The following is a 15,866-nucleotide window of genomic DNA, read 5'->3' as shown; positions in this document are numbered from 1 at the left end:
GTTGGCATAAGCGCGACAGCGGCCGCTCCCCACCCATAGCCGACCTTCGGAGCGTCCGCTTTCAGCGTTCAGCCCCTGATTCCGGGTCTCCATCCCCCGGCCCCACCGCCGGCAGCCCCGCCCTCGCCCGGATCTGCTGCCGGAACACCTGGTAGTACATCGCCCGCACCTCATCGACCGGCAGGGGCTGGCCGTCGTCGTGCCAGTGGAAGGCGACGCGGTGGGCGGCGTTGGCCTGCATCCGGGCGTGATCATGAGCCGCGGCCTCGGCCCCCAGGTATTGCGCGCGCCACGCATGCACGAAGCCGCTGTGCACCGCCGGCGCATGGGTGCCGTCCGCCAGCAGCTGGCGCGCCAGGGCGTCGGCCTGGCCCTCGATCAGGTCCAGCAGGTCGTTCCAGCCCTTCTTCGCCGCCGCCTCGCGCGCGGCATCCTCTTCGGGCGTCAGGGGGCCGTCGTCGGCCGGATCGTCGCCATCCATGTCGTCCCCGGTCAGCCGGGCCAGACTTTCGGCCGCCCTGAGCATCGCCGTCGCCTCGACCGCCCGTCCGGCCGCCAGCAGGGCTGAGGCGCGGGTGATGGCCTGTCGGCGGGCGCTGCGGGGATCGGCGGGTTCAGGGGCGTCCCCGGGCGCGGCGAACAGGGCGGCCGCGTCGGCCTGACCCGCCAGCCGGACCGCCTCCTCCGCCGCCCCGGCGTCCGTCCGCGCCATCGCGGCCTTGCGCGTCCAGCCCTCGGCATAGGCGCGATACCGCAGATTGCCGTAGCCGACGTCGAACCGCCGTGCCACCGAGGCGGCGGGCTCTCCGGCCAGATACGCGGCCTTCACCCGGGCCCACACCGCAGGCGACCGTTGCTTGATCTCGCGCCTCTCCGTCATGTCCGGCATCATGACAGGCTGATGCGTCAAAAGCGGTCGCAGGCTTCGCCAACCTGATCATCCTGATCCTCGCGACTGGTCAGGTTGACGACGCGCACCGCCCCCCCCCAGGAGACTGGCCGGTGCCTAACGGCAGAAGCGCGTATCCGTCGCTTCCAGATGCAGATGGTCCCGATGCACGGCGTTGTAGTCGGGGCTCAGGACCGTGCCGAAGATCTGGCAGGCGTCATCGCGGATGCGGCGCAGGAAGCGCGCCTCGGGCGCGTCTCCGCTCCAGTCATCGGTCACGGCAATGCGCCGTCCGTCGCGCAGGCGGACGCCTGAGAAATCCAGGGCCGCGGCCTGCGAGTGGGCGCTGGCGCGCGTGCTGGTCCCGCCGTTGTTGATCGGGCGGCAGGCGTAGGCGCCGAAATGGTCGATCTGGACGACGTCCGAGCCGAGGATCTCCCGCGCCGCCGGCTCCAGCGACTGCCGCCGCCAGAGGCTCAGCGCGAGCGCCGTCCGGCAGGTCATCTCGACATCCCCCGGCGCCATCCGCGCCACCGTTCCCATGTCCGGGCCCAGCACCCCGCCGCCGCTCAGCCCGCAGGTCGCGCTGTTCACCCGGTCGGGCACCGGCCGGAAGGTCACGCGGGCGGCGCTCAGTTGCGCCATGCATTGCTGCAGGTCCGCGCTCTCGCGGAGCACTGCCGAACGCGTCTCGCCGCCGATCGGCTGGTCTATCAGGGCACTGACCAGGGGTGCCTCGGTGCGCGAAGGGGCGGCGGGATAGCGGGCCGGGGCCGGCCGCTCCGACAGCATGGGGCTGCAGGCCGCCAGCAGCAGCGCAACCGCGATCAGCCGGGAGAGGAACCGGAGAGAGACCATCGCCGGACGCTAGCCGATTCCCCCGCGCCGTCAGATCACGAGACGGCGAGTCCACGAGAAAGGGCGGCCCTTTCGGACCGCCCTTCGTTTCGTCTCAGCTATCCAGGAAGCTTCGCAGCTTCCGCGACCGGCTCGGGTGCTTCAGCTTCCGCAGCGCCTTGGCCTCGATCTGGCGGATGCGTTCGCGGGTGACCGAGAACTGCTGGCCGACCTCTTCCAGCGTGTGGTCGGTGTTCATGCCGATGCCGAAGCGCATGCGCAGGACGCGCTCCTCGCGCGGCGTCAGGGACGCCAGCACGCGGGTGGTGGTTTCGCGCAGGTTGGACTGGATCGCCGCATCGATGGGCAGGATGGCGTTCTTGTCCTCGATGAAGTCGCCCAGGTGGCTGTCTTCCTCGTCGCCGATCGGAGTCTCGAGGCTGATCGGCTCCTTGGCGATCTTCAGGACCTTGCGGACCTTTTCCAGCGGCATGGCCAGCTTTTCGGCCAGCTCTTCCGGGGTCGGCTCGCGGCCGATCTCGTGCAGCATCTGACGGCTGGTGCGGACGATCTTGTTGATCGTCTCGATCATGTGCACCGGGATGCGGATGGTCCGCGCCTGGTCGGCGATCGAGCGGGTGATCGCCTGACGGATCCACCAGGTGGCGTAGGTCGAGAACTTGTAGCCGCGGCGGTACTCGAACTTGTCGACCGCCTTCATCAGGCCGATGTTGCCCTCCTGGATCAGGTCCAGGAACTGCAGGCCGCGGTTGGTGTATTTCTTGGCGATGGAGATGACGAGGCGCAGGTTGGCCTCGACCATTTCCTTCTTGGCCTGACGGGCCTCGCGCTCGCCCTTCTGGACGGTCTGGACGATGCGGCGATAGTCGTCGATCGGCAGGCCGGCCTCGGTCGCCACGGCGGCGACGTCGCCGCGGATCTGGGCGATCTGGGCCTGTTCATTGTCGCTGAACTTGGTCCAGCGGACGCCCATTTCCTTGACCCGGTCGGCCCAGGTCGGGTCCAGCTCGGCGCCGAAATAGGATTTCAGGAACTCGGGACGCGAGATGCCGTAGCTGTCGGCGAGGCGCAGCAGCCGGCCTTCCAGCCCCATCAGGCGTTTGTTGATGGCGTAGAGCTGCTCGACCAGCGCCTCGATGCGGTGGTTGTTCAGCTTCATCGTCTTCAGCCGGCCAGAAATGCCCGCCGTCAGGGCGTCATAGGCCTTCTGGTCCTTGGTCGAGAGCGCCTCGCCCTTCAGCCGGCTTTCAACCAGCTTGTCCTGCAGCTTGCGGAAGGCGCCGAAGTCGCCGGCGACCGCGTCCAGCACTTCCATGACACCGTCGCGGAGCTCGGCCTCGAGCGCCGAGATCGACATGCCGCCGCCGTCGTCGAAGTCCTCGTCCTCCTCGTCGTCCGTTTCCGGCTTGGGCTCGGCACCCTCTTCCGGCTCGGCCGGTGCCACGACCGTGCCCGCAGGCGGCTGGTTGTGCGGCAGGGACGAGGGGTTCAGCACGCCATAGGTGGCGTCGAGGTCGATGACCTCGCGCAGCAGGATGCGGTTGTTGGCCAGTTCGTCGCGCCAGACCATGATGGCCTCGAACGTCAGGGCGCTTTCGCACAGGCCCGATATCATGGCGTCGCGGCCGGCCTCGATGCGCTTGGCGATGGCGATCTCGCCCTCGCGGCTCAGCAGTTCGACCGAGCCCATCTCGCGCAGATACATCCGCACGGGGTCGTCGGTACGGTCATAGGCGGCTTTTGCGGGGGCTTCGGCGACCGAGGTGTCGGCGCGTTCGACGACCTCGCCGCCCTCCTTCTCGGTGGTCTCGGCGGCGTCTTCCTCGGCCTCCACGACGTTGACGCCCATCTCGGACAGCATCGCCAGCGTGTCCTCGATCGCGTCGGGGGTCACCTCTTCGGACGGCAGGACCTTGTTCAGGTCCTCCATCGTCACATAGCCGCGGGCCTTGGCCTGCTTGATGAATTTCTTCACACCGGCGTCGGTGAGGTCGAGCAGCGGACCGTCGCTCTGGGCTTCGGTTTCCTGCGTCTCGGTCTGGGCGCTCATACAGTCTCTTCTCCGGGTGGAGCGGCTGATCAGGCCGTCCACCAATGCAACGTGTGGCAGGTTCGTTGGTTACGAGCCCGCGCTGTCTTCCCAAATCTCACCGGTTTTGATCGCGCGACGCAAAGCATCCCGCTCGGCTTTCAGCCTGCGGAACGCCTCGTCCTGGCCCGGCATGCCTGCCGCCGAGCTCAGTGCATCCTCCAGCGCCGCCACGCGAGTAAGCGCGTCGAACGCCTGCGACCATCGGACCCTTGCTTCGGCGAGGGGCGCATTTGCGGCCAGGAAAGGCGCGCCGGACTTTGCCGCCGCCTTCTCGACCTCGCGCACTAAAGCATCGTGACCCGACTGCGCCAGATGGCGACGCAAGGCCGCCGAGTCAAGGTCTTGGCCAGAGAACCGTAGGCGGACCATCTCCTGCGCCAGACCATCCAGCGAGGCGTCGCCGAATCCATGGGCCGAAATGGCCTCGAGGTGGTCGTCCATCCGCTCGGGATCGTCGATGGCGCCGTGAGCGAGCGCGGCGGCCACCGGCTCGATCGACCGACTCAGCGACTGCATCGCCTGGGCACCCTCGGCCGTCTGCCCCAGCTTGGGCGGCGGGCCCGGTCGCCAGCGCCCGCCCTGCCCCGTCGAGGGCTGGGCCTGGGGCGCACGACGCGCGGGGAACAGGGCGTCGAAACGGTCGAACAGTTCGCGGCGATACTGTTCCGCGAGATCCTTGTCCTGGATGGCCGAGGCCGCCTGCCGCAGCCGGCCCTTCAGACCGGCACGGCGCTCGGGCGTGTCCAGCGGCTCGATCTCCGCCTCCTTCTGGAACAGCACCTCGGCGAAGGGCCGGGTCGTGGTCATCGCCTGCCGCAGCGCCGGCGCGCCCTTGTCGCGCAGGATGTCGTCGGGGTCCTGACCGCCCTCCAGCAGGGCAAAACGGAACGACCGGCCGGACTTCAGCTGCGGCAGGGCCCGGTCGATGGCGCGGTATGCCGCCCGCCGCCCCGCCGCGTCGCCGTCGAAGCACAGCACCGGCTCGTGCGACACACGCCACAGCCGCTCCATCTGCTCTTCGGTCAGGGCGGTGCCCATGGGCGCGACTGCCGGAATGCCGGCCCGATGGCAGGCGATCACGTCCATATAGCCCTCGACGACCACGATGGACTGGTCGCTCTTCGACTCCGCGCCGAGGATCCGCCGCGCCTCGGGCAGGCCGTACAGGGTCGCGCCCTTGTGAAAGAGCGGGCTCTCGGGGCCGTTCAGATATTTGGCGCGGTCGTCGGGGTTCATGGCCCGGCCGCCGAAGCTGACGATCCGGCCGCGGGCGTCGAGGATGGGGAACATCAGCCGGTCGCGGAACCGGTCATAGGGCTGGCCGCCGCCCTCGGGCGCGATCAACATCCCGGCCTCGACCAGATCGCCCAGCTTGGCGCCGCGCTGGACCAGCGCGGCCTTCAGCCCCTCGCGGTCATTGGGCGCATAGCCGAGACCGAACCGCTCCCACTGGTCCTCGGGCAGGCCGCGCTTTTCCAGATATTCGCGCGCCGCCTTGCCCGGCGAGCGGCGTAGATTGGCGGCGAACCATTTCTGGGCGAGGTCCATCCAGTCGGTCAGGCCTTGCTTGCGCACCTCGCGCTCGGCCGCCTGCGGGTCCTCGGCCGGCAGGGCCATGCCCGCCTCCCCGGCCAGCCGCTGTACCGCCTCGACGAAAGATAGCCGCTCGGTCTCCTGCAGGAAGCTGATGACGTCGCCGTGCTTGCCCGACGAGAAGTCGTGGAAGAAACCCTTGTCGTCATTGACGAAGAAGGACGGCGACTTCTCCTTGGTGAAGGGCGACAGGCCGACGTACTCGCGGCCCTGACGCTTGAGTTTCACCGTCCGCCCGATGATGTCGGACGGCCGAAGGCGGGCCTTCAGTTCTTCAAGGAAGCGATCGTCGAAGCGCACCCGCGCCTTATAGCGCGCGACTCACCGGTTTGGGCGGATTTACCTTTCGTTAACCAGAAAGGCCAAAGCGCGGCTTTAACCGCCTGAATATGCGCACAGTTTTCTTGTTGAACAGGAACTGTCCACAGACCTGTGGATTAACCATCCAGCCGTCCCGGAAGCGGACGGAGACCGGCGGCCCCGCGGCGAAGCCCGCAGATCCGTCCAGAACGAAAGCCGCCCCATGTTCATGACCATCGCCCGCCCGGCGGTGGAGCCCAAAGGCCCCGACGCCGTCGCCGTCCCCGGTTCCCCCGCCATCCTCGAACTCTCACCGCGCGCCATGCATGCGCGCCTGCTCGAGAATGCAGCGCTGAGGCGGATGCGCGGGGCCGAACGGCTGCGCAGCAACCGGCTGGAAGACGCCGACTACTGGCTGCACGCCGCCCCGGTGGCCGTCCGCAAGGCCTGCGCCCTGAGGGAAGAGAAGAGCTTCGCCCCGCTGCCCTGAACCGACCAGCCTAGCGCCAGGCCGCGCCAGTGATCGCGCCGTGGCGGCCGACCTCATAGACGGCGCTCATGGATTCCACGCTGAAGTCCAGCGCAGAGACCTCGTAGTCATCCGGCAGGGCGGCGTATCGGAAGAAGAGGTCATTGTGGTCGGCGAAGGCGCGATTGCCGGCCAGCGTCGTCACCAGCGAGGCCCTCAACAGGACGTCGATACTGCGGCCCAGCACGCCCTGCGGCGTATCGCGGGTGATGGCAAAGCTCGGGTTCGTCCGGCCGTTGACGACGACATAAAAGCGGGCCGCGCGCAGGGTCCCCGACGGCTCGCGGAACGACCAGAGGGTTTCCGGTACAGCGAGGAAGGGTGTGGTCACGCCCCCGTCAACATGCATCTCCTCGAAGGCCAGACCCGCGTTGTCGGAGGGTATAAGCACCGGCGGGAAGGCGCCGGGAATGCTCGCCGATGCGATCAGGACATTCCGGAACAGCGCCAAGGCTTCCGGCGAGGCCTGGGTCGCTATGGCACCAAGGTCCCAGCTGACGCCGCGCTGGGAATCCAGGTCGGTCGTGGCCACCAGCAGGACACGGCCCTTGGCGTATTCCGCCGCCACGGCCGCCAGCAGGGCCTCGTCCACATAGCGTTCGACAAGGGCGCGCAGTGGCTCTGCCCGATAGATTCCGGAGCCGACGAGAGCGGCGAGCCCCTGGGGCTGCAACAGCCCGGCAGCCGCACCGCCGGTATAGGCGTCGGCCAGTTCGTCGTCATAGTCCGGGCCCAGAAAGACGAACGGGGCTGCAAGCGCGCCCGTGGAGACACCGGTGACAACCTCGAAATCCGGTCGTTCTCCCGTCTCGCTCCAGCCCTTCATCAGGCCGGCCGTAAAGGCACCGTTTGAGCCGCCGCCGGACAGGGCGATGAAGTCCAGCCGTCCATCCGGCCCTACCGGCACCCCCTCGCGGAAGGCCTGCTGGAAGAGGGCCGCGCGGTCCCTGGCGTCGAGGTAGACCCGGATCGGATGTCCCGGCGCGGAAACCAGGCCCATCGGCCGGGCACCCTCACGGTCCTGGACATCGAAAGCCGAGCGGGCACCGCTGGCGCACCCGCCAAGGGCCAGAACCAGGCAGATGAGAAGGCAAATCCGGATGTTCACCCAAACACCCATAACACGGGCGGGCGACAGGCGGATGAATGACCGCGCCTCGCGTCCGGCGAGGCTCAGCCGTTCATCGAGTCCGCGAACCGCTGGAACAGATACAGGCTGTCGGTCGGTCCGGGGGACGCCTCGGGGTGATGCTGGACGCTGAACACCGGCCGGCCGGTCAGGGCGATGCCGCAGTTGGTGCCGTCGAACAGGCTGACGTGGGTCTCGCTGACCGCGTCGGGCAGGCTGTCCCGGTCGACGGTGAAGCCGTGGTTCATCGAGACGATCTCGACCTTGCCGGTGGTCAGGTCCTTGACCGGATGGTTGGCCCCGTGGTGGCCCTGGTCCATCTTGACCGTCTTCGCCCCCAGCGCCAGCGCCAGCATCTGGTGGCCCAGGCAGATCCCGAACAGAGGCGTGCCGCTGTCGACCAGTTTGCGGATTTCCGGCACGGCGTAAACGCCGGTGGCGGCCGGATCACCCGGCCCGTTGGACAGGACCACGCCGTCCGGCTTGCGCGCCAGAATGGCCTCGGCCGTCGTATCGGCGGGCACCACGGTGATCTTCGCACCGGTCGAGGCCAGTGCCCGCAGGATGTTGCGCTTCACGCCGTAGTCGACAACGACCACCGACTTGTCGGCCGCATTCACGCGCGGATGGCCTTCCGGCCAGTCCCAGAGACCCTCGTCCCAGTCGAACGACTGCAGGGTGGAGGCGTCCTTGGCGAGATCAAGCCCGACCAGACCGGTCCATGCCTTCGCCCGGGCGACCAGCGCCTCCAGGTCGAACTGTCCGGACGGGTCGTGAGCGATGACGGCGTGGGGCGCGCCCATGTCGCGGATGCGGGCGGTCAGGGCGCGGGTGTCCACGCCGGACAGACCGACGACGCCGCGCCGCTTCATCCAGCCGTCGAAATCGCTCTCACTGCGCCAGTTGGCCGGATCGGTCGGGGCGTCGCGGAAGATCGCGCCGCGCGCGGACGTGTCCGACCCGCCTCCGATCTGTTCGACATCCTCGACATTGGTCCCCGTATTCCCGACGTGCGGGAAGGTGAAGGCCAGGATCTGGCTCATATAGGACGGGTCGGTCAGGATCTCCTGATACCCGGTCATGGCGGTATTGAAGACCACCTCGCCCAGCGCGGAGCCCACGGCACCGCAGCCTATGCCTTGCAGGATCGTGCCGTCCGCGAGCGCAAGCACGCCGGTCACGCCGGGGAGAAGTTTGGTGGTCATGGCGCGCTCTCTATCACCGAATCCCGGCGAGCAAACGGCGCGTTTGCTAGTGAGCCGCCGCCGCCGGGTCAACCGGGTTCGCGGGCTTGCCCCGCAGGAAGGCGAACCAGGCCCCGCTCGTGATGACGAAGAAGATCGCTGTCGGCAGGATGTAGCCGGGTGCCGCGGCGGCCACGGCGGCCGTGGTGAACAGCAGTCCCAGCGCCGCGATGAACCGCGCCCGGGTCCAGCGGGCCAGCCGGAACAGGGAGGCGGAACACAGGCCGTAGACGACCAGACTCAGCACCGAGGTCACGCCCACCAGCATGCCGAACTGACCGCCCAGGGTCGGCTGGCCGGACAGGACGGCCACGATGCTCATGATCGCGCCGCCCAGCAGCGGGTTGACGACCGGCGTCCGCTCGCCGTGCCCAAACCCGGACGGCAGGTAGCCGGATCGGGCGGCGGCGCGCGCCGTCTCGCCGCCCAGCATGACCCAGCCGCTCAGGGTGCCAACGGCCTTGATCACGGCGCAGGCCGCGACGGCTGCGCCGATCGAGGCTCCGAACACCCGCGCCGTCAGATCGGCATAGGGGCTGGAGGATTCGGCCAGGACCCCGGCCGGGATCACCCCGAACACGGCCACGCTGGCCGCCACATAGACAACGGCGGCCAGCAGGACGCCGGCGATCGAGGCCCGGCCGACGTCGCGCGCCGGATTCCGCACGCGGACGGACAGGACGGCCGCCGTCTCCACGCCGAGGAAGGCCCAGAAGATCACGGCGAGCGAGGCGGGCACGCTTTCGACCAGGCTGTTCCCGGACGGACTCCAGGAGGCTGCAAAGGTCTCGCCGTTGAAGGCCGAGACGCCCGCCGCCACGGCGATGACGAGAGGGACCAGGCCGATGACCAGGGCCAGGGCCGCAAACCGCGACGCCGCCCGCGCCCCGAGGATGTAGGCCCCCGTGGTCAGCCAGATCAGGCCGAGGTTGCAGAAGGTGGCGGCGACCGGCTCTTTCAGCACGGGGAAGAAGAAGCCGAGATAGCCCGTGGCCGCGACCGAGATGGCGACATTGCCGACGAGGCAGGCCGTCCAGAAGGCCAGCGCCGTCTGGAAGCCGAAGAACCGCCCCAGTCCCCGCTCGGCGAATCCCGACAGTCCGTCCGCGTCCGGCTGCAGTCGTCCCAGCGCCGCGAACACCAGGGCCAGGGTCACGGCCCCCAGGCCGGCGACGGCCCAGCCGACGACGCTCGAAGACCCGACCGGTGCCAGGGTGGCGGGCAGCAGGTAGACGCCCGACCCGATCATGTTTCCGGCCACCACCAGCGCGGCGAGACCCCATCCCAACTTGTGCCGGTCTTCGACGACGTCACTCATGGATGAACCTCCGCGATGCGTGCCTGGAACCAGGCCAGCGCAATCTCATGGTTGGGGCTGAGCACGCCGCGATCATAGGCACCCGCCGACAGGTTGCGCTGCACCGCCTCGCAGATGGCGGCATCCTCCGCCGTCAGGCGATCCGAAGCGGTCAGCGCCTCGCCCAGGGCATCTTCGCCGCCGTCGTTGAGGAACAGATAGTCCAGCCGCGTCCGGCCCGGTCCGACCGGCGTCATCCGCTCGATCATCGCCCCGTCGCGATAGACGTTGATCCCCAGGTTCGGCCACAGCCAGCCCCAGACGCCCGCCTGCGGTCCGTCATTGACCCCGACCGCCTCCTGCAGGACCAGATCGCCCTCGACCCGCACCCGATACTCCGCCCCGCCCAGCTCGTCGGCGAGCAGCGGGTGCACCGAGCCGATGTGGTAGCCCTCGAGATAGTTCTCGGCATAGGTCTTCCAGTCGCAGGCCAGATCGTGGGAGCGACGCAGGGCCGGGGCGGCCAGGTCCAGGCCGCGCTCCGCCAGCAAGGTCTCCAGCGGCGCGACATGGACCGCCAGCGGCGCGGCGTCTGGATTCATCGTGGCGAAGACCAGCCCGCGCCAGGTCTCCAGCCGCAGGGCCAGCAGGCCGAATTCGCGCGGATCGAACCCTTCGGCCGCGCCGAAACCGGTCGCCGCCCTCAGCCGCCCGTCCAGTGCATAGCGCCAGCCGTGATAGGCGCAGACCAGCTCGCCCTCGCAATGCCCGCTCGCGCCCGTGACCAGTGGTCCGGCCCGGTGGCGGCAGACGTTGTGAAAGGCGCGCAGGTCGCCGTCCTTGCCCCGGACCACCAGCAGACGATGACCCGCGACGTCGCTCGCGATCCAGTCGCCGGGTGCCGGTGCCTCGGCCTCATGACCGAGGAACAGCCACGCCTTGCCGAACACGGCCGATCGCTCGCGCGCCCAGGCGTCGGATGATCCATAGAGATGGGCTGGAAGGGTCGCGCGCATCGCCGGATCAGGCTCTGACCGGCGACCGGCGTCAACCATCATCGGCACGGCTGCCCGGATTTCCGGCCCGGCCCGTCCTGCGCCCTCAACCGGCGCGGCTGCCTTCCGGAGCCTCGCCATAGGCGTTGGGGGCCGGGTGACCCTTCTGGCAGTACCAGATCACCAGCGGGATCCAGCCGACCAGCGGAATGAGCCAGAGCAGGACCCACCAGCCTGACCGGCCCGTGTCATGCAGGCGCCGCACGCTGACCGAGATGTTGGGGATCAGGGAGACGATGGCGAAGATGCTGGTCAACGGATCGAGCGCGGCCCCGTCCGTGTTGAGCGCACCGGAAAAGAAGGTGCGGTCCAGAACCGTCAGGACGGCGCTGACGATCAGATAGAAGAGGACGAAATACCAGAATTCCTTGCGGCTCGACCGGCCTTCGAAATCGACATAGCGCCGGTAGGGAATGAGGACGTCGTTCATGAGGGCCTGCTCCTGCGAGACCCTACCCTCGAACGGGATTCTGCGCCTTTCAAGCGCCAAATCGACCGATGGCCGGTGCCGGCCCGGACCGGGCCACCAGCGCCGTCCCGGGCACCGGGCATCACTTGCGTCCCCTGACCCGGATAGGCCAAGACGCCGCCATGAACATCACCACGGTCGGCCTCGATGCCGACGACACCCTCTGGCACAACGAGACTATCTTCCGGCTGACCCAGGCCCGGTTCCTCGACCTGCTGACCGATCACGACAACGACGCCATCGCCGCGCGCCTGGCCGAGGTCGAGCGCCGCAACCTTCGCCTCTATGGCTACGGTGTGAAGGGCTTCACCCTGTCGATGATCGAGACGGCCATGGAACTGTGCGACGGCGACCCGCCGCCGCGCGCCATCCGTGAAATCCTCGCCGCCGGCCGCGAAATGCTGGCTCATCCGGTCGAGACCCTGCCCGGCGTCGACGAAGCCCTGGCCGCCCTGGCCGAACGATACCGCCTCGTGCTGATCACCAAGGGCGATCTTCTCGATCAGGAACGCAAGCTGGCCGCCTCGGGCCTGGGCGACCTGTTCGCCGCGGTCGAGATCGTTTCGGAGAAGGATCGCGGGACCTATGACCGGGTCTTCGCCCGGCATGGCACGGGCGCCGACCAGGCGGTCATGGCAGGCAATTCGATGAAGTCGGACGTCCTGCCCGCCCTCGAGGCCGGCGCCTTCGCCGTCCACATCCCCTATGTGATCACCTGGGCCCACGAACTGGCCGACGCCCCCGAGAACCACGCCCGGTTCGGCGCGCTGGAAAACATCACCGATCTGCCGGCATGGATTGAGCAAAAGGCCGGTGCGCTTTCGGATATCATTGTTTAGTTCCACAACATTGAGATTAAATTATACCTAGTGACGTCACGACACCGTGAAATGAATAACGTCGTAATATAGTTCAATTTGTTACTGCAACGCTTGACCGACACATCTGTGTTGGGTTTGTGGCGGTCATCTGGCTTGGGGGAGCGGATGTCTGTCACTCACAAGCGAGCTAAAAATGATTGTTATGCGTAACCGACTGCTGGCCTCCACCGTGCTGGCAGGTGTGATGGCCGTCTCCGCCCCCGCCTGGGCCCAGACCGCACAGCCCCAGGATCCGCTGAATACCGCGCCGGGTGCCGCCGATGCCCAGGACGATGCCGCCGCACTCGACGAAGTCGTCGTCACCGGCTCGCGCATCCGTCGCGACCCGACCAACTCACCGACGCCGCTGATCCAGGTCCAGCGCGAGGACCTGCTGACGACCGGCCAGACCACCGTCATCGACTACCTCGCCACCATTCCCGCCCTGTCCAACTCGGTCGTTCCGTCCGACACCACCGGTAGCGGCCTGGGCGATGGCGGCCTGTCGCTGCCGAACCTGCGCAGCCTGGGCTCCAACCGCACCCTGACCCTCGTCGACGGCCGTCGTCATGTGGGTTCGAGCGGCGGCCAGCTGTCGGTCGACGTCGACACCATCCCGCGCCTGCTGATCGAGAACATCGAGATCGTCACCGGCGGCGCCGCCTCGGTTTATGGCGCTGACGCCGTCTCGGGCGTGCTGAACTTCATCCTGCGCAAGGATTTCGAAGGCCTCGAGATCGACGCCAACTACGGCATGATCAACCAGAATGGCGAAGCAAACCGCCGCATCTCGGCCCTCGCGGGCGTCAACCTGTTCGACGACCGGCTGAACCTCTACATCCACGGTGAGTATGAGGAGGTCGACGAAGTCACCTCGCTCGACATCGACTGGCTACGCAACGCTCCGGTCCGCCTGGGCGTCGATGCGGATCCGACCAACGCCCGGTCAGACGGTATCGTGGACGCCCAGCTGTTCACCGGCGTGCGCCGCATCGATCGTCCGCGGTGGGGTCAGACGACCCTGGCCAACGTCCAGCAACCGAGCCAGCTCAACAACCCGAACGTCGCCTACGAAGACTGCTTCTCGGGCACCGGCGCCGCCTTCGGCTTCTCCTACAGCCCCAACTGCTTCGCCGTGACCCCCGGCAAGACCTACTGGTACGAGGGTTCGACCGCCCGCCTCGCCGACTTCGGCCAGCGCGTCGGCGAAACCGGCATCAACCGCCCCTTCAACATCGGCGGCGACGGTGAGAATCCGGCCGAGTTCAGCACCGGCTCGCGCGTTCCGCGTTCGGAATCGGCGCGCTTCCAGGCCGGCGGCACCTTCGCCATCACCGACAGCATCGATTTCTACGCCGAGGCCAAATACGTCACCGAGGACACCTTCGACCTGTCGCAGCCGACCTTCTACGACATCGATCTGGTCAACTCGTACAGCGCCGGCTCGGCCAACCCGATCTACAACGTCGCGAACTTCGACCTGCGCTACACCGACAACGCCTACCTGCCGCAGAACGTGAAGGACGCGATCACCACCAACCTGGTCACGCCCTATTCCCAGCCGACCCAAACCGCTCCGGGCCAGCCCCTGGCTCCGATCCTGCTGCGCAATGCGCGCCACAGCATGTTCGGACCGGACCGCACCCAGGACAACAGCCGCCAGCTGACCCGCTTCGTCGCCGGCTTCCGCGGTTCGAACGACGGCCTCGGCTTCTTCCGCGATATCAACTGGGACATCGGCTACACCTATGGTGAGGTCGAGGTGGAAAACCGTGAACGCGGCACCGACAGCCAGCGCTTCGCCATGGCCGCCGATGCCGTCTTCGACACCGCCGGTATCGTCAACGGCCGTCCTGGCGAAATCGTCTGCCGCGTCCAGCTGCTGGCCGCCCAGGGTGCCCCCGCCGGTGCCCTCGATCAGGGTCCTGCCGGCCCGGGCGATCTGCGCGACACGGAATACGGCCGCCGCTCCATCGCGGATTGCGCGCCCCTGAACGTCTTCGGCAAGGGCAACCAGAGCGCCGAGGCGCTCGAGTTCATCGACGCCGTCATCGGCGTGACCGAGCGCAACGAGCAGGAGCAGGCCATCGCTTCGGTCTCCGCCAACCTGTGGGACCTCTGGGGTGCCGGCGCGATCGGTCTGGCCGTCGGTGCCGAATACCGGCGTGAAGCGACCGAGGCCACGGGCCGCGACCGCGACACCGCCGGCCGCCCGCTGCTGTTCCTCAACTCGGGCCCCGCCTTCCCGCAGGTCGAATACACCAGTGAGGAAGTGTTCGCCGAACTGTCCGTCCCACTGTTCCGCGACAGCTGGCTGGGCGAATACGCCGAGCTGAGCGGTTCCTACCGCTATGCCGACTACAGCACGGTCGGCGATGTGGACGTCTATGGCGTCAACCTGGTCTACCGTCCGATCGCGGATATCGCTTTCAAGACCAGCTTCAACACCTCGGTGCGCGTGCCCGACCTGGCCGAGAATTTCTCTCCCTTCGGCCAGACCTTCCTGAACAACGTCGTCGATCCCTGCGCCACGCTGAACATCGCGGCCCAGGACGTCGAGACGCGTGAGAACCGCATCGCCAACTGCACATCGCTGGCACAGGCCCAGGGCGTGACCTTCGACTTCGCCGGCGCGACCGCGACCAACGCCGACGACTTCACCCCGAACTACACCTCCGGCATCGCCGGCGTGTTCGGCGGTAACCCGTTCCTGACCCCGGAAGAGTCGGACAGCTTCACCTTCTCGACGGTGCTGCGTCCCCGGTTCATCCCGAACTTCTCGCTGGTCCTGGACTATTACGAGATCAAGATCGACCAGGTGATCTCGGCGGTGTCGGCGGGTACGGCGGCGGCCAACTGCGTCAGCGGCCCGTCGCTGAACACCGCGGCCTGCGCCACCATCTTCCGCAACAATCCGGACATTCCGTTCGGCATCGGTGCCCCGATCGGCGATCCCATCGGCGGCTTCATCGAGGGCTCGGTCAACTACGCCTCGCTGGAGACGCGCGGCCTCGACTTCACCGCGCGCTACTCGATGGACCTGGAAGAAGTGACGGGCCGCAACTGGGGCCAACTGGACTATTCGATCGGCGGCCTGTGGCTGATCGACCAGAAGCAGTTCCTGAACGCCGACGACCCCGCGGACTTCGACGAACTGGCCAGCAGCCTGTTCTACCCGCGCGTCCGCTTCACCTCGTCGCTGACCTATGCGCCGAACGACACCTGGAGCATCAACTGGACGGCTGACTGGCAGACGGCCCAGGACATCGTCCAGATCCGCGACGCCGTGGTCAACGCCGACGCCCGGGGCTTCGATGAACTGGATTCGCGCAACTTCACGCGGCACGACTTCACGGTCCGCTGGAACGCCCGTGACGACCTGTCGATCCGCGCCGGGGTGGTCAACGCCTTCGACGCCGAACAGGCACCGTACCTGGGCACGACCCTGTATTCGAACTTTGACCCCTACGGCCAACGCTTCTTCATCGGCCTGAACTACCGCCCGTTCTGATCTTCAGACCGGCAGAAAGAAGGGGCGGCTCTCACGAGCC

General features: G+C 67.8%; 12 protein-coding genes. 3 read left to right on the top strand and 9 right to left on the bottom strand.

Features of this window, described 5'->3' with window-relative positions; genetic code table 11:
• Positions 1 to 61: 61 nt before the first annotated feature.
• The 4 genes from KB221_04205 to dnaG all read right to left on the bottom strand — a co-directional run bounded on the left by KB221_04205 (position 62) and on the right by dnaG (position 5,732).
• On the bottom strand, positions 62 to 880 hold the full coding sequence (locus KB221_04205; GenBank protein ID WIY70235.1) for a hypothetical protein: 819 nt from the start codon (positions 878 to 880) through the stop codon (positions 62 to 64).
• A gap of 126 nt (positions 881 to 1,006) precedes the next feature.
• Positions 1,007 to 1,747: an extensin family protein gene (locus tag KB221_04200; GenBank protein ID WIY70234.1), complete on the bottom strand. Its 741-nt coding sequence runs from the start codon at positions 1,745 to 1,747 to the stop codon at positions 1,007 to 1,009.
• Positions 1,748 to 1,841: 94 nt separating this feature from the next.
• Entirely contained in the window at positions 1,842 to 3,797 is a 1,956-nt protein-coding gene (gene rpoD / locus KB221_04195; protein ID WIY70233.1) for an RNA polymerase sigma factor RpoD, read from the bottom strand.
• A 69-nt stretch (positions 3,798 to 3,866) separates the two neighbouring features.
• On the bottom strand, positions 3,867 to 5,732 hold the full coding sequence (gene dnaG / locus KB221_04190; GenBank protein ID WIY70232.1) for a DNA primase: 1,866 nt from the start codon (positions 5,730 to 5,732) through the stop codon (positions 3,867 to 3,869).
• A 223-nt stretch (positions 5,733 to 5,955) separates the two neighbouring features.
• Between dnaG and KB221_04185 the strand changes: the two genes are divergently transcribed.
• The gene (locus KB221_04185) at positions 5,956 to 6,222 is read left to right on the top strand and encodes a hypothetical protein (protein ID WIY70231.1); all 267 of its coding nucleotides are present in this window, start codon (positions 5,956 to 5,958) and stop codon (positions 6,220 to 6,222) included.
• A gap of 10 nt (positions 6,223 to 6,232) precedes the next feature.
• On the opposite strand, the gene KB221_04180 is transcribed toward KB221_04185, so the two are convergent.
• The 5 genes from KB221_04180 to KB221_04160 all read right to left on the bottom strand — a co-directional run bounded on the left by KB221_04180 (position 6,233) and on the right by KB221_04160 (position 11,416).
• The gene (locus KB221_04180) at positions 6,233 to 7,369 is read right to left on the bottom strand and encodes a patatin-like phospholipase family protein (protein ID WIY70230.1); all 1,137 of its coding nucleotides are present in this window, start codon (positions 7,367 to 7,369) and stop codon (positions 6,233 to 6,235) included.
• A gap of 65 nt (positions 7,370 to 7,434) precedes the next feature.
• Positions 7,435 to 8,595, bottom strand: coding sequence for a glutamine-hydrolyzing carbamoyl-phosphate synthase small subunit (gene carA, locus KB221_04175; protein ID WIY70229.1), 1,161 nt, complete (start codon positions 8,593 to 8,595; stop codon positions 7,435 to 7,437).
• 46 nt (positions 8,596 to 8,641) lie between these two features.
• Positions 8,642 to 9,952 (bottom strand): amino acid permease, encoded by a 1,311-nt coding sequence (locus KB221_04170; GenBank protein ID WIY70228.1) that lies wholly within the window; start codon positions 9,950 to 9,952, stop codon positions 8,642 to 8,644.
• Positions 9,949 to 10,947, bottom strand: a complete 999-nt coding sequence (locus tag KB221_04165) for an SRPBCC family protein (GenBank protein WIY70227.1) — start codon at positions 10,945 to 10,947, stop codon at positions 9,949 to 9,951. The genes KB221_04170 and KB221_04165 overlap by 4 nt, the downstream gene beginning before the upstream one ends.
• Positions 10,948 to 11,032: 85 nt before the next feature.
• Positions 11,033 to 11,416 (bottom strand): DUF805 domain-containing protein, encoded by a 384-nt coding sequence (locus tag KB221_04160; GenBank protein WIY70226.1) that lies wholly within the window; start codon positions 11,414 to 11,416, stop codon positions 11,033 to 11,035.
• A gap of 161 nt (positions 11,417 to 11,577) precedes the next feature.
• Here KB221_04160 and KB221_04155 point away from each other — a divergent pair, with 161 nt between their 5' ends.
• Positions 11,578 to 12,294 (top strand): HAD hydrolase-like protein, encoded by a 717-nt coding sequence (locus KB221_04155; GenBank protein ID WIY70225.1) that lies wholly within the window; start codon positions 11,578 to 11,580, stop codon positions 12,292 to 12,294.
• 184 nt (positions 12,295 to 12,478) lie between these two features.
• Complete coding sequence (locus tag KB221_04150; protein ID WIY70224.1) at positions 12,479 to 15,826, top strand: TonB-dependent receptor; 3,348 nt, start codon at positions 12,479 to 12,481, stop codon at positions 15,824 to 15,826.
• Positions 15,827 to 15,866: the final 40 nt, after the last annotated feature.

Origin of the sequence: Aquidulcibacter paucihalophilus, assembly GCA_030285985.1 — a bacterium.
In the GTDB taxonomy this organism is placed as follows: domain Bacteria; phylum Pseudomonadota; class Alphaproteobacteria; order Caulobacterales; family Caulobacteraceae; genus Brevundimonas.
Note: the sequence above shows the minus strand (reverse complement) of the source record. Positions and strands in the feature narration are given on the sequence as shown.